Here is a 15,595-nt window from a genome sequence, read left to right on the forward strand (position 1 = left end):
GGCCAAGCCCCGCAACACGCGGTCCCCTAGAACACTGACGCCTGTATTCGCTTTGCGCATCCGGATACACAAAACGCTCCACTACTACCGCTTTTCAGCGCGACCCCAGCAATAGCCTTCGTGATCATTTAACAACCGATGATCACAACCCCATGTCCCATGCCCTGCATCAATTCACCCCTTCGCTGACGGCGTACGATCCTCGCGGCTTGACTGTGCGTAACGTCGACTACTATCGCGCGACAGCCTCCGACCCTCCTCAGCCGCACATTTGCCGGCAGGTGCATGACAGCGCCGGTTCGATGGTTGAGCAGTGGGACCCGCGGCTGTTCCAATTGCAACGTTCGCAGCCTGCCACGCTCGCCAATCAACGCACGGTCTACAGTCTTGGCGGCCTAGCCTTGCGCACCGACAGTGTGGACGCGGGCCTGCGGTTAATGCTGCCCGGGGAGGCAGGGCAGGTGCTCGACATCTGGAGCGGCGGCGGTGCACACCAGGCCTATCGCTATGACCCGTACCTGCGGGCCGTGGCGGTGTTCGAACAAGCCTCCGGTGACGCGCAACCTCACTGTGTCGAGCGACTTGAATATGGCGCCTATTCGGTGGCAGAGGCGGCACTCAATCGGTGTGGCCGGGTCATTCGTCATGATGACGGCGGCGGCAGCGTGTTCCATGAGCGTTATGGCGTACACGGGGAGGTCGCGCTGCAGACCCGGCGTTTTCGGCAGTGGGATGCAGTGTTGGATTGGCCGCAGCCCGAGGCGCAACGAGAGGCACGCCTGGAGCTCGAACGTTTCGCCACGACCGCCGGGTTCAACGCGCTCGGTGAGCGCTTGTATCACACCGATGCCAAGGGGCACCGCGTTGAATACGCCTATGGGGTGGACGGTCAAACGACGGGCGTTTTCCTGGTGCTCAAGGGCAGCGTGCGCCAGTGCCTGTCGGATCAATACCGTTACAACGCCGCAGGGCAGTTGCTCCACCAACGGGCTGGAAACGGCGTCGTGCGCACCTTGCACTATCACCCGTGTGATGGTCGCTGCCGACAGATGATCGCCCATTTACCGGGGGCTGCGGCGCAACGGTTGCAAGACGTGCAATACGACTATGACCCCGTCGGCAATATCGTGCGGATCGACGATCGTGAACAACTGACGCACTGGTCGCGCAACACCCGGGTTGATGCGCTCAGCACCTATGAGTACGACACACTGTCGCGACTGACCAAGGCCAGCGGACGGGAAACCGCCGGCAACAGCGGTGGCCCTGCGTTACCGGGTTGGGTGGCGTTCGGCTCCACCGACGACAGTGTCTGGCGTCGTTACACCCAACACTTTCGCTATGACCCGGCCGGCAATCTGCTTCAACTGCGCCATGTGCCGAGCAGCGGGGTGGGCTACACCCGCAACATGACGATAGCTGCGCACAGCAATCATCTTTTGCCCCGGATCGATGGTGCGGCTGCGCCGGGACTGGGGCAGGGTTATGACCGCTGCGGCAATCTTCAGGCCCTGGAGGGTATTCGCGGGATGGGGTGGAATGCGCGCGGCCAATTGACCCACCTGATTCAGGTAGCGCGCGCGGGTGATGACGATGACGAGGAACGTTATGAGTACGATGCCGCAGGGCAACGAATACGCAAACGTCGGTCGTTCAAGGCTCGCGGCCGCCTGCATACGGCCGAGGTGCGATACCTGCCGGGGCTGGAAATCCGCCATGACAGTGCCACCGACGAACAGTTGAACGTGCTCAACCTGGCTGTCGGCACGACGACCGTGCGGGTGTTGCAATGGGATCGGCATCCCGGCGGGGTTGCTCAGCCGGCGCAGATTCGTTTCGGGCTGTCGGACCACTTGGGCAGCAGCACGCTGGAGTTGGATGAGCAGGCGCAACGCATCAGCCACGAGAGCTACTACCCTTATGGCGGCACCGCGTGGTGGGCAGCCAGGAATGCCAGCGAGGCGGATTACACATTCATTCGTTATTCGGGTAAGGAACGCGATGCCAGCGGGCTGTATTACTACGGTTTCAGGTACTACGCGCCGTGGCTATGCCGCTGGATCAGCCCGGACCCGGCCGGCGATATCGATGGGTTGAACCTGTATGCCATGGTCGGCGGTAATCCCGTCACCCACGGGGATGAACAGGGGTTGGCGCCCTCAATACCCACGGCAGTTTCCCGGCCCAGGCGACTGCGCACAATTTCCTGGACACGCACTGCCGCGCACATTGGTCGAATCCTGAGGCCGCGGATCCAAGCGGCCGGTTCGGCGGCGATTCGCGATGGGTTGTCGACGTATCTGGCCAACGCCATCGCGGCGGGGGTCGATGTGGCGATCTTTGGCAGCACTGCGCCGACAGCGGCAGGCAACCAGGCGTTGCGCTATACCGTCGCGGCGCTGGATGCACTGGCTGTCGTGCACATGAGTACCGGGCTCGCCGGTCGGTGGACGCGCTATGCGCCACTGGTCGGGCTGATAGCGGGCGGTGTGGCGGGAGGAGGGTACGCCGGGCATGCCGAGTCGCTGCATCCGTCCGCAGAGGAGGGTTGGGACCCTGTAGCGCGCCTGCGCTTGGCTGGGCATGTGCGCTCGTTCGCCAGGGAACTGGTGCAACAGATTATTCGCGGGCACGGCAGCGGTTTCTCTTGGGGCGCGACGCCCCTGCGCGCCAGGCTCACAAGAACCGCCGGCGCGACGGCGGCCTATGCGGTCGCGACCGTTGGCAACGCGTTTTTCGGCGCGGACGTGCCGGTGCCCCTCGTGCCGAATGTCACCCCCATGGTCGAGGCCTATGACGGGGCCATGGGCACGTTGATTCGTGCCGGCCATGCAACCGCCGTCGCTGATACGCATGGTGAGACCCTGCAGCTTCCGGACCCGACGGCGATGATGCACGGCGGCCTGAGCCGGATGTTCAATCAAACATGGGCGTACTGGGTCTCGACAGGCATAGAGGCATTGGCCGTGCGCCTGACCGGCTCGTCCATGGCCGGGCAAAGTGCATTGGCGCGTACCGCTGTGACGGCCGCGCGCGGCCTGACTTCAGCGCTCACCGAATGGCGCGGGTTCGCGGTACAGGCGGCCAGGGAAGGGTATTCGAACCTGGCGTCGAGATGGTCGCGAAGCCGGGTTGCGCGGCACTGATGCCCACTTACAACACCGCCCAAAGCCGCCCTTGTGCCCATCCGCCATGTCTTCGCTTTGCGCACCTTTGGATTATTGAGGTTATGTGCCATGTCTTACGCCCAACACCAACACACCCCTACGCTGTCTGCCATTGACCCGCGCGGGTTACCGGTTCGCGGCGTGGCTTATCATCGCGAGACCGCGCGGGAGCGCCCCCAGCCACGTATCACCCGCCGAGTGTTCGGCGCCCAGGGGGCGTTGCACGAGCAGTGGGATTCGCGGCTGATCGCGCTGCAGGCGGCAGACCCAGCGGTTAAACCCAATGAGCGCGTGCAGTTGAGCCTTTCTGGAATGTTGCTGCGCATCGACCGCGTGGATGCCGGCTGGCAGTTGAGGCTGCCGGGAGCGGCTGGGCAATTGCTGGAGCAGTGGGACGCCCGCGGTGCTCATCAGCGTTATGAATACGACCGTCTGCTCCGTACCGTGGCGACGTTTGAACACGCCGCCGATCAGCCTGCCCCGCGTTGCGTCGAACGCCTGACCTATTCCCACGGCACCGCCACGCAGGGTGGCCTGCACGCCGGGCGCTTGGTGCGCCATGACGACACCGCCGGCACGCTGTTTTATGAGGCTTATGGCGTGCAGGGTCAGGTTGTGCGGCAAAGTCGAGCCTTTGCGCAACAACCGCAGATGCTCGATTGGCCTGAATCGCCAACGGCCCGTGAGCCGTTGCTGGAAGCGCAACGGTTTGTCACCACCTGGCACTATGCGGCGTCGGGCCAGCTGCTGGAGCAAGTCGACGCCAAGGGCAACCGCGCGCAGTCGCGCTATGGCCTGGAGGGGCAGCTCATGTCCGGCGCGGTGTTGCTTGCCGGCGGCCGTCGACAGGTGCTGGTGGAGCGCTGTACCTACAACGCGGCGGGTCAATTGCTGTCGGAGCGAGCCGGTAACGGCGTCGTTACCTCGGCCGATTACGCTGAGGCGGATAACCGGTTGCAGCGTTTGCGGGTGCATCGCGCGGGTGGTCAGAACCCGTCACTGCAAGTCTTGAATTATGAATACGACGGTGTTGGCAACGTTGTGCGTATTCAGGACGCGGTGCAGCCGACGCGCTGGTTCAATAACGCGCACAGCGCCGCTGACGCGGTGTATGCCTATGACACGCTTTATCAACTGATCCGCGCCACGGGACGTGAACATGCACACGCCCTGGCGGGACAGGGGCCGGCGCCGATGGTGCTGTTCGGTGCCGTGGATGACAGCCAGTGGCGCGCCTACACCCAGCAGTACAGCTACGACGCGAGTGGCAATCTCAAGACCGTCCAACACCGGCCGGCCGTCGGCACGGGGTACACCCGCGACTTCACGGTTGGCCGCTACAGCAACCACGCTTGCCTGCAACCGACGGCGGTGGATGCGCCAGGCTTGGGCCGAGGTTTCGATGCATGTGGCAATCAGCTGGAGTTGGTGCAAGGGCAGGCCATGTCATGGAATGTGCGCAACCAGTTGACGCGGGTGACCCAAGTGCGGCGTGGCCAGGATGACGACGACGATGACGAAACATACGGCTACGACGGCGGCGGCCAGCGCGTGTTCAAGCGCCGGCGCAGCCGCGGCCGGATGCGCACGTTCGTGCAAGAGGTGCGTTATTTGCCGGGGCTCGAAATCCGCAGCAATACGGCCACCGGGGAACAGTTGAATGTAATCACCGCGTCGCTGGGGCGTAGCCCCGCACGGATACTGCAATGGGAGGCAGGGCAACCCGAGGGGCTGGCGAACGAGCAGGTCCGCTTCAGCATCGGCGACCATTTGGCTAGCCGTTCGCTGGAACTGGATGGCCAGGCGCAATTGATCAGTCAGGAAGTGTTTTATCCGTTCGGTGGTACGGCCTGGTGGGCGGCCAGGAATGCCGTTGAAGCCAACTACAAAACCCTGCGCTATTCGGCTAAAGAGCGAGATGCCAGTGGGCTGTATTACTACGGGGCTCGGTATTACGCGCCTTGGTTGCAGCGCTGGATCAGCCCCGACCCGGCAGGCGCCGTTGATGGGCTGAATCTCTACGCCATGGTGGGCAATAACCCGGTGACGTTTGTTGATCGCGACGGCCTGCAAGGGCAGCGCGCAGCACCTGTGTCACCGCTAGCGCTGACCGCGGTGGCTGTTTTGATGATGCTTTTGGGGGTTATAGGCGGTGCGTTGATGGGACATGAAATGGCAGGCGCTTCTATCGGCGCATTGGTGGGGGCTGCTGTGGTGTATCGCCACCAACGACGCCCTCGAACCGAACCTGCTCAGATGACCGACAGCCAATATGGTGAACAGTTGACGAGCCTCGCCCTGCGGATGGCTGAGCATTACCGGTTGAGCAACGAAGAGGCTTCCAGGCTGCTGTCGCTTGCCTATGAACAGCGACGGGAAGTGGAAGGGGTCTCTTTCCTCGTTTCCTACGAACAAGACCTTATTTACGCGCATGCGGGCCCGTTTGCTGCAAAACCTCAAGCCGAGGCGCTGATCGCCCAGCACCGCAACCCCGCACCCGAGTTGGCTCGCATAGGCTGGGACACTCGCCAACTGCGCGGTCCAACCCGCTCGCAAACCCTGGAAAACGTACAAGCGTCCTCCGCTCCATCATTTGAAGTGGCGTCTACGTCCCATGCTTCCCGTGCACGCCGCCAGCGCAGGTCAGCGGTGGCCGAGGCGCATACGCCGGTTCAGCAAAGCCAGGCGGTAACAGCATCCGGCTTTGAGATCGACACGACGGCCGTGCAAGGAATAGACCCCCTGAGTACCCAGGGGCGCAGTATTGCTCTGGCGCTCAGCCACTTGCGCGAGGCGCGCTTTACTGCGGTTCATTGGCACCAGCATCGGGATCGACTGTGGTCCGTTGATTTGCATGGGTATCCCGGCGCGCGCGGGCGCGGTGCCTATCGGCTCATGCTGCAGCATATGGGCGGGCTGCATTATCGCGTTCAGGGGGTACGTGACCCCCACAGGCGTTGACTGCGGCCGTGGAGGCCAGGCCGTCACCGGCAACCGGTGACGGCCTTTTTTTCGAGAGGCATCAGCGCAGCGGTGAATCCAGCGCAGGCTTTACCTCTTGGTAGGTATCGTTTTCATCCTCGCTCACCGTATACCAGGCCCAATACGTCATGCGGCGCATGAAACCGGCGGCGGTGAGTGTCCGTGTCGGGCGCCCAAGGGAATCGTAGAACTGCCGGTCGCTGTAGCCGAGTTCGCGCAGGGATTGATCATTGATGTAACCGTGCCTGTCGGCAAAGTAAGGGCGGTAGGTGCGAATGATCAGGCCTTGGTGGTTGAACTCGACCCGTTCGCTGACTCGCCAGCGAGGATCGGCCTGCACCTGGCGCAGCTGTTTTTTTACCGTGTTGGCATCAGCGTCAGGCGTTTCGTCGACCAGCAGGTTGCCTTGGGCGTCCACGGCGTTGGCCGGTCCTGGTTCGGTTTTTTGCTTGCTCTGCAGGGTGCGGCCAAAACCGTCCCAGTAGGTCAGGGTCATGCGCACCTGCTGTTCGGCATCGTCTGGGTAACGATCGGCCAGCAGCGTAAGCGCGTGTACCGGCGTTTTCCGGGCCGCGTCGATCAACACCTTGAGTTCTTTTTCGCTGTCGTTGAGCGGTCGACGAGTGTCTTTCAGACGTGAGCGTGCAAGGGGCCGAATATGCCCAGTGGGCAGAACATAACCACGGGTCACCCAGTCTTTTTTTACCTGGTCTTTATTGATCGCGCCCATCCAGCTGAAGGGGGCGTAGCAGTGAGCGCCGGCCATGTTCCGCAACACGGTCTTGCTGTTTTCAATGGCAAAGGCAGGCGTTGTATCGTCGGCCCGGGTGTCGTCGGCCAACGCTGAGAAGCCCACTCTGAGCCCCTGCTCATGACCGTAAAAGGTATGGGCGAGTAGCTGTCCAAACCCGTCATACCGTGCCTCTTGAACAGTGCCATTGGGGTCGACGATTTTGGTCGGCAGCAGCGACCCATAGTCATATTCGGCGGTGGTCAAACAACCATCGGGCAGTTTTACCTGGGTGACCTGAAGCCAATAAGGGTCGTAAGTAATGCTTGTTCTGCCATGCGCCTGGGTCGCTTGCAGCGCTTTGAGCCGGTAGAACTGTGTGGCATTTCCATACTGTGGGAAATAGCGTCGGATCGACCACAGGTTGCCGGCCTCGCCCGCGAACGAAAAAAACCGCTCCATGGTGTGGTAACCGCTGTCCTTGAGCTTTTGCGTCAACTCAACCGTGGGTTGGTTCGGCATCACCGGTATGTCTTCATAGATACCCAGCGCCTTTTCATCCAGCTCTGCCGCTTCAAGATAATCGGTCAGGGCCTGCGGGGTCGCGACGCCTGGCGCGAGGGTTTCCCCATGGCCGCCGGCTTCCCGGTAACGTTGCACCGTCAAGCAGCTCAGTTCGCGCGCGGCACCTGCGGCCAAGGGGCCGTTTTTCAGGTCGATGAGGGTTTCATGGCTGATCTGCTCCAGGCTTAACCCACCCGCCGCAGGGGCCTTGCCCAGTACCAGCGCGTTGCTGCGCTGGCGATACGGCAGGGCCAGGCGCTGCGGCCGCGCGTTATCCAGATGAATGTAGTGCGCCAACGTCTCGCTCAGGTAATAGGACTGTTGCGCGCTGTCATGGGTGTCGCGCCACCATTGCCGTTGAGGGTCGTCGGTGAGCACGGCGGGTGGCGCGTCCTCGGCGGTGGTCCGGCGCGCGTAGTGTACCGTCACGCCATGCACCAGGCAGCCATAGGCGTCCCGGCGCAGGTTGATCTGGTGCCGGCACACAGGATCGTCCGCTACGCCTTCATATTGATAACTGATCGATTCCAGCGGCAGTAACAGCAGCCTGGCATCGCGCGCGTGCGTGCTGATGGGGGCCAGTTCGCGAACCTGATAACGATGCACCTGCACTGAATAGGGCGGCCGGTGTGGCGCGGTATCCACGGCCACCACTTCGCTGCGTAAAACCATCCCGCTGAGTGCGCGCGCGGCCTGACGCAACAGCGCGGGCGCGGGCGCATGGATCACCTCATCGTGATGGCCGATGGGATCGGCCGGGTCGACGGCCCGGTGTTTGCTGAGCAACGTGGGGCCCAATGCCTTGGCTTGCCGGTCATGCGCGCTGGCGCCGCGGGTCGGCATGTCCAGCTGTTGCCCGGTATGGAACCAGGTTTTGTGCACCACCGGTGCGCTGAAACCGGCCGCGTCTGGGGGGTTACCGTCGGCCTCGGTGTCGGTTTGCAGCAGTAGGCCAAAGCCGCGAAATTCAAGGTCTTCGCGGTCGTAGTAGGCGCAGCGGTAACGCAGGTGATGGGTAAGCCGGTTGCCGGTAATTTCGTCTTGTTGGGTATGCGCGCGCACCACGTGGATCGCAAAGGGCAAATGGCTGATGGCGGGCTGGCCGGCGGCCTTGAGTTCGTGTTTTTCATCCAGCCACTCTTGGGCGCTGCTGCGGTACTGGATGGAGGCTTGGGCGCCCATGTTGTTAGAGGTTTTGATCAGCAGGCAGGGCTTGTTGTTGAAAAAGTCATAGCGCCAGTGAATGGGCGACTGGTGGGCGGCGCTCAGGATCAGGCTCGGGCAGCCCAGGCCTTGCACATCGACCAGGCTGACCTGGCAGTGATCGTCATGCACGATGCCCTTGGGCCAGGGCACCTTGACCGGCTCCGTCTCGAAGCCGTTGCCGCCGTTGTTGAGGAAAACCAGCAGGTGTTCGGGGCTCGGGTACAGTAAGTCCGTGGCACCGCTGCCCGCCAGATCGGCGAGCAGCACATTGCTTGCCTTGAACGTACGGTAAGAGAACGGCAGCGTGGCCAGTACAAAACCCTTGGCGAAACGCCCCCGGCCCAGGTTTGGCCAGCATTTCACTTCGTTGTGACGGATGCGCACCAAGTGCTGTTGCCCGCTGGCGAGGACGTCGCTGAAGGCCACCAGTTCGTCAGGTGAGGACGAGAGCGTCGGCAAGCTGTCGTCGTCCAAGTGAAGGACTTCGGTGGCCGGCGCGAAGCCGGATTTTCTGCGGTTGGCATACAGGCGCACGCTGCGGGGGCCGATCATGGCGAAATCACTGCGTCCGGCGCCCATCAAGTCAGCCAGCGCGCCCCGGGGATGGAAAAACTCCGATGGGAACGCATCGAATGGGGTAAATGCCGACCAGTTGCGCTGTTCGTCCAGGGCGAAAAAACCACTCATTCCAGGCTGGGCGACGATCCAGTCCAAGCGGCCGTCGCCCTCAAGGTCGGCCAGTGCCTGGTGGATGGGGCGGCTGCTGTCAGCGACCGGCACTCGCGCCAGCGCTTGGGCGATGCCGTACGTCACTTCGTCACCGGTAGGTGCGGCGGGTGCCCTGAGCGGCTCTCGGTAGTACCAACTTTTGTCGCTGCGGTAGAGGATCCCCGGGATCCCTTCGCCATACAGATCGACCAATTGGTAGCGATTGCCATCGTTGAGTCCCGCCATCGCACCAAGCGGTTGGTAACGGCTCTGATCCGTCCTGAGCCGGCTCGATTCATAGGCACATTCCAGCGGTGGGCGGCTCACGCATTGGCCCGCGCTGTCGAAGGCCTGCTCATGCACGGCGCCCAACAGATTGACCTTGCCGATGAGGTGGTATTCCAGCAACAGGCGCCTGACCAGCACCGGTTCGGCAGCCATTTTGGGCTCATCGGGAAAGTGGTGAAACATCAGGATCTGCCGGCACAGGCGCAGGGTGCGTAACTCAAAACCGAAGGAAAAGTCCGAGCTGGCGTCAGGTCGTATGCGCCAGGCGCGGGTGGGTTCATAGGTCGTCGGCTTGGACCATTGGATGGCGCGCTCGTCGTAATCGAACAGCAATTGAAAGTGCCAGCCCATAGCCGGCTTCTCGTCGGTATGCCACAGGTACAGGTGTTCTTGTTTCCTGGCCGTGAAGTTGCCGTAGCAGATGCGTTCCAGGTAGTGCTGGGCACGGCAATCGCGTGGGTAGCGCGAGGTGTCGGTTTCTGGCGTGTAGTGATAGTAAATATGCTCGCCGTGGGCATTCAGGCTTTCCTGCAACAACCATTGCGCCACGTGCTGTGGTTCGTCCGGGTCGGCAATGCGCGCCAGCGCGGTTTTGCCATAGAAGTGCTGGCTGCCGTCAGCGCCGTGTATCAGCCAGAAGCCTGCGGTATCGGTTGCTGATCGCCAATGCTCGATGATGTCGAAGCTGCTTTCGACTCGCGCAAAGTAGCGAACCACACGATAGGCCGTGCCCGCTACCGTGGACGGGCGGTCGAGCGTCGCGCCTTGAGCGTCGCGCTCGGGCAACCAGGTTTGCGCGTCGGGCCCGATGAACTCGTCGTGTTCCGTGTAGGCAGGCACGCCATGGGCCGTGCGTCGGCGGATGGCGCTCAGGTTGATCGTCCACCCCAAGCCGAAGGGGCCGTTTCCCGCCGTGCTGTGGTAACTCAGCGTCATGGCCGGCGCATACCCCCTGGCGGGAGAAATCGGTAAGGCAATCTCAAAGGTTGCCGTACCGCTGATGCCGACGTTGGCCCAGCCCTTGCCGGTGCCTTGAATGGCGCCGCCGCCTTTGGGCAGCGTGGGTGGGTTGATCTGCAGGTCAGGCGTGTCGTTGCTCATACCTGGGCCCCCGCTGCGGGCTTGACCCGCGCGGTGTAGCGCAGGTGAATGACAATGTCGTTGATCGATTCCAGGATGGCTTTTTGCATGTCTTGATTGGGAAACGTCAGGGTCCATTCGGAAATGGCGCCCGTGTACTCGAACGGCAAGTAGCGCTCGTGACTGTCGAACGTGAGCGCAAACAGGCCGTTGTCATCCAAACCGGTGGACAGCGCGATTTGCTGATGGGCGCGCTTATCCTTGATCGAGGTACCGTTGGGCAATTCGATCTCGTGGCTGGTCTGGGTCAGTATCGCCTTGATGTCTTCATACGCGCCCAGTGTCGCCGGCAACGACACGCTGATGCCTTTGATGCGCCGCAGGATGTGGTTGGGGTAGTCCTCTTCGAAGAGCGTTTGGGGCAATTTGAAGCAAAGCGCGCCATCGCTGACCAGTTGTTTTTTCAAGTGGGCCCACCGCGCCGGAGTGTCGGCTTGAGCGGTCTCACTGAGTGCGGAGGTGTTGGTCGGGACAAGGGGTTGGACGTTGCAGTCGAGCACGCGATGTCGCAGAGACAGGGTCTTGACGATTTCCAGATCGCGAACATTGGTTTGCAGGTACGCGTCGTTCATTTTCAGCAGCGACAGCTTCAGGGCTTCGCCCGCGAGGTAACCGCGGTAACGGGTGTTCCAGGCCCCTGTTTGGATAAATGAGCGATTGTCCGCCATTTCGTATTGCCAGCTCGCTTCGGCTGCCCGGCACAGGCCCAGGCTCAGGTCGTAGGCCTGGTAGAAGAACTGGCCGAGCTGAGCATTGAGCCAATCGTAGAGCTGGGCGTTGGCGAAGCGTTTGATCAGCAATTGATAGCTCGACCAGGCCTGGGCGAGGGTCGTCTGCGCCAGGCGCAATTGCAGGCGCGTGGCCTTTTCCTGCTCGGCATAGGCTTGCAACTGGGCATCGACCTGGGCCAGTTCGAATCGGGCCTGTTCCTGGGCATGGGCCCACTCTTGTGCGCGACGCTTGAATTGTTCGGTACGGTCCAGGTCCGACGCGGTGCTGCGCAGGGCTGTCGCGGCCCCTTGGGCCAGTGCTTGTGCGGCATGGAATGGGCCTTCCCAGCGCGAACCACCGACCGACGTGCCGACGATGTTCGGCGCCATCATCGCAATGCCGGCCCCGGCGCCCGCGACCGCGCCTGCGGCATCGAACACATTACTGGCCAGGTAAAGCTGCCCCGCCTTGGTTTCGTGGTGGCTGACACCCTCGGTGAGCAGATGCTGGTAATAGCCCAGCCGGGCTTCGATGATCTGTCGGCTGATAGACAGCGCCTGGCGGTTTTTCTCGTCGATCAACAACGCCTGGGTGTGTTGCATGACCACGATATTGGCCAGGTCCCAGGCTTGTTGATGTTGCAGTTCCAGGTATTCGGCCTGGTTCTTGCGCTCATTGAGCGTCAGCAGCGTATTGCCGAATTGGATCACTGCGTCGGTGGCCGCCAGGGCATGGCCGAGCATGATCTGGAAACGATAGTGGCCAACCTGCGCAGAGGGAAAGGCCGCCGCGCCCACTGCCGGGACGAGGCCGTCTTTGACCTGGCTGGCCAACAGCGTTGGCGCTGCCAATGGCGCGCCGTACAACGCCAGCTGCAGCGGTTTGCCGGTGATGTCGAGGTTGTGCCGCAGGTTATGCAGGCGGCTTTCGAGTTTGTCCCAGCGCGCCACGAGGTCGGTGTTGAACGGCAGGCAGAGCTTGTCGGTGGGGGCCGGCAGCGCGCGTGCGGCGTCGTCGACCGGTCTGTCCATATCGATTGACGGTGTCGACCATTCCAATTCGCGTAGCGCCTGCGAAGGGGTTGTGACCAACGTACGCAGCGTGATGCTGGCCCAGGGCTCGGTAGTGGTGATGGTGGGGCGTGCGCCCAGCAGCCGATTGACCCGCGTGTACCAGAGTTTGGCCTGTGTCAGGCTGTCGGGCGTCAGCTGTCGGTAGGCGGCATCGCCACGGTTGATCAGGATATCGAGGAAAAACAGGTACACCGCCTTGCGAAAGTACAGGGGAGTACGAATCGCCAGTTCGTGCGGGTCGTGTGAGATTGCGCCAGGCACGGCCTCCCGCCGGGCCAGTTCGTTGAAGCCCCAGTAGGCCGGGCGGCCGATGGCGGCGTCGGCTGCGCGTGCGGGGTCGAAGATGTAAGTGAGCCAGGCTTGGGCTTCTTCGTGTTGCTGCTCCTGATCCAGGCGGTGAGCGACCAGCCAGGGCAGGTACAGAAACAATTCCCAGAAGTACTGGCCGTAAGCCCCTTGAAAGTCGATAGCCTCGGCCACTTGTTTTTCCGCCAGGGGAGGCTCTTGCCAGTGTTGCGGGGTTAACGAAAACACCTGTTCCAGGCCTGTATTGGCGGCCTTGACCAGCTTGTCGGCAACGCAGGTGTTCATACGAAGGGTCTTGGGCGTATCGCTGGCCGCGTTGGGCGTGCTGCCCGAGAAATCAATGAATTGGGCGGTGCCGAGCGGGAGCGACGTGTAGGTGTTGATACGCGGGGCAAGTTGTTGGAGGGCCGCGGATATCGTGGAGACGGCGGTTGATTTCAGTTCAACCGCTTTCAGGGCACAGCCAAGCGTCTGGGTGCGGTTCTCGTTAATCTCAAGCGTCAACACCCCATGGATAAGCGTAACGCCCGCTTTCAACATTTCGGCTGTCATCGGAATGCGGGCGGTGACTTTATGCCCGATCGACAATTCGGGGCTGGAGCCGACGAGGCTGGTATGGGCGGTGTCCTGCAAGTTGAGGATTCGGGCCGAGCCTTCGTTGATATGCTCTACAAGGGGGTATTCGGCAAAGTTGGAACGCATGACGACATGCTTATACACGCGGTATTTCTCGATTTTTGCGTCGCAGCGAATAAGCGATAGCGCATTCGTTCCGTGAAGTGCGACCAGGCCGCTGGGCAGGGTGGCCGTGGTGAAGCGGTTGGTCAGGACGTCGAACGTGTGATGGGTGTTTTGATACAGGTGTATGAAAGCGCTCCTGTCGATGAACTTACCTTCCAGCGATATAGCCTCTTCGCCATCCGGTGTCGGCTTGATCAAGCGCGACTCGTCATCGTGGATGCAGTTGATGAACTCTTCGTGAGTAACCCCATCTCTGAGGAAGATGGCATAGAAGCCCGCTTTGTAATTTGAGTACGCATCGGTGAAGCGCGAACCGGCACTGAGTTTTAGTTGGGGGGTAGTGGCATCGCCCAGCGTTTCAGTGGTCAGGGTTAACGTGTAATCCCCTTTCTTTATGGTGACCGTGTAAGGGTGCTGAAATGTGCCATTGAGGGTGGAAGTGAATACCAGCTCCTGAGTGTCTGGGTCGAAACTCGATGAGTTGTATTTGGCCTCTTCAATGGATGTTTGATTGCCCAGATAGTCCCAGTTTGTATAGTTCGGCTCCAGGGTGGCCTGGGTGATTGAGTGTTTGGTTGAAGGGGAAAATTTGAACTGGAGATTGCCTTGGTTTGTATGCCCGAACAGCGTGAAGTGCTGTCGAGAAGTGCCGAGCAATAATTCGTTGTAATACTCTTCATGTTCCGGGTCGTTGCCGGCGAGGGCCTGTTTGACTTGTTGCTGCTGGGACGGCTGAAAGTACTTCAATAATTCATGTATTTCTTCGGATAACTCCGAGCCCTGTGGCACTTTGTATCGCCCAGGCGTGCCGCCGTCGGCGATTTTTATCATATTGAAGTGGGGGTCTACCTCTACGGCCTGGAAAAATTTGCCACTGAAGGGTTCCTGTTGTTTCGGATCGGTCGTATGCAAGCCTAAAAACAGCCGAGCCGGCGTATTCGAGGAAGCGGCATCCACGATCGCCACGGTGTGCGTGAGGGATTTGATCGCGGCAATGTCAACTCCATTGATTTCCTGCGCTGCGCAGTACTCCTCAATACAGGTTTGGGCCGCGCTCCAGCTGTCATTGTGTTTTTTATAAGAAAAATTAAGACGGAATTTAGGAAAGTGACTGTCCGCCCATTCGTTGAGGCGTTGTTTAGTGTCCGGTTTCGCTGGCGTGGTTTTGAAGGCGCTGGTCGGCGCGGGTTTACTGCATTCGGCCCAGACTAAAAACAGCCGGTTATTAAAAAATACCGGGCGAATACTTGCCTCGATGGTGTCTTCGGAGAGTGTCAGGTTGATCTTTTTCCACGCCGACCAAGCGTCTGGAAAAAGCCGCTCGCCGGAGCGTCTGGAGAGGTCAAGGCTGCGCCAGTAATAGGTGCTCTCGGAGCTGGACTTGCCAACGAAGTAATAGGTGCTGCGGTACAGCGCAGTGGTGTTGCCGTCGATATAGCCGTTGAGCGTACGGATATTGGCGATTTCTTCGAAACGTGCCAGGTAACTCTGTACCGCCGTCACGACGCTGTCTGATTGCACTCGGTACTGGCTCAGCTCGTTTTCCAACTGCTGGAAACTATCGGTTTTATTGCGACGCAGCGTCGGGTCCAGGTAGTTGGCCGGGTGGTAACGCAATTGCTGGCTGGCGCTCCAGACCGGGTAAGTGTGCAGTTGCTCACGCCAAAGCCGGTCATGCTGCGCGCTCATCCCCTGGTTTTCGTAACCCGCTTCCAGGCCCAGTTGAATGCGCGTGATGTATTGCTGAAGGCTGGCAATGGCGCAGGTCACGGGGCTGGTCGGTACCGCTCGGCTGACTTGAACGTCGAGCAGCCAGTATTCGTAGAGGTCATCGGCGTTGCTGATTTTGTCTTTGAGTGAGGCAGGTACTTTGTGGGCCAGGTAGTACGCGAGCATCGCGTCGCGCAGGCGTTCATCGGGGTGTTGATTGAACAGGTGAGACATGATCAGTCCTTGAACAGGTCGAAAGGGGCGGTGGT

The 15,595-nt window shown here is 61.0% G+C and carries 4 protein-coding genes; 2 read left to right on the top strand and 2 right to left on the bottom strand.

Annotated features, from left to right (window positions below):
* Positions 1-152: 152 nt before the first annotated feature.
* Positions 153-3,146, top strand: a complete 2,994-nt coding sequence (locus AB4O23_RS12950; protein WP_068935604.1) for an RHS repeat-associated core domain-containing protein — start codon at positions 153-155, stop codon at positions 3,144-3,146.
* 90 nt (positions 3,147-3,236) lie between these two features.
* Complete coding sequence (locus tag AB4O23_RS12955; protein ID WP_068935602.1) at positions 3,237-6,128, top strand: RHS repeat-associated core domain-containing protein; 2,892 nt, start codon at positions 3,237-3,239, stop codon at positions 6,126-6,128.
* Between the two features lie 61 nt (positions 6,129-6,189).
* Here the strand turns inward: AB4O23_RS12955 and AB4O23_RS12960 are convergent, their stop codons facing one another.
* Together AB4O23_RS12960 and AB4O23_RS12965 are read right to left on the bottom strand one after the other, a co-directional pair.
* Positions 6,190-10,746, bottom strand: coding sequence for a SpvB/TcaC N-terminal domain-containing protein (locus tag AB4O23_RS12960; RefSeq protein ID WP_460069719.1), 4,557 nt, complete (start codon positions 10,744-10,746; stop codon positions 6,190-6,192).
* Positions 10,743-15,560: a Tc toxin subunit A-related protein gene (locus AB4O23_RS12965; RefSeq protein WP_460150508.1), complete on the bottom strand. Its 4,818-nt coding sequence runs from the start codon at positions 15,558-15,560 to the stop codon at positions 10,743-10,745. Before AB4O23_RS12965 ends, AB4O23_RS12960 begins: the two co-directional genes overlap by 4 nt.
* Between the last annotated feature and the right edge of the window lie 35 nt (positions 15,561-15,595).

This window comes from Pseudomonas sp. H2_A10, from assembly GCF_054680085.1.

Bases quoted from the DNA above. Each gene is read 5' to 3' on its own strand.
- AB4O23_RS12950 (WP_068935604.1), top strand. From the start codon at position 153: ATGTCCCATGCCCTGCATCAATTCACCCCTTCGCTGACGGCGTACGAT.
- AB4O23_RS12955 (WP_068935602.1), top strand. From the start codon at position 3,237: ATGTCTTACGCCCAACACCAACACACCCCTACGCTGTCTGCCATTGAC.
- AB4O23_RS12960 (WP_460069719.1), bottom strand. From the start codon at position 10,746: ATGAGCAACGACACGCCTGACCTGCAGATCAACCCACCCACGCTGCCC.
- AB4O23_RS12965 (WP_460150508.1), bottom strand. From the start codon at position 15,560: ATGTCTCACCTGTTCAATCAACACCCCGATGAACGCCTGCGCGACGCG.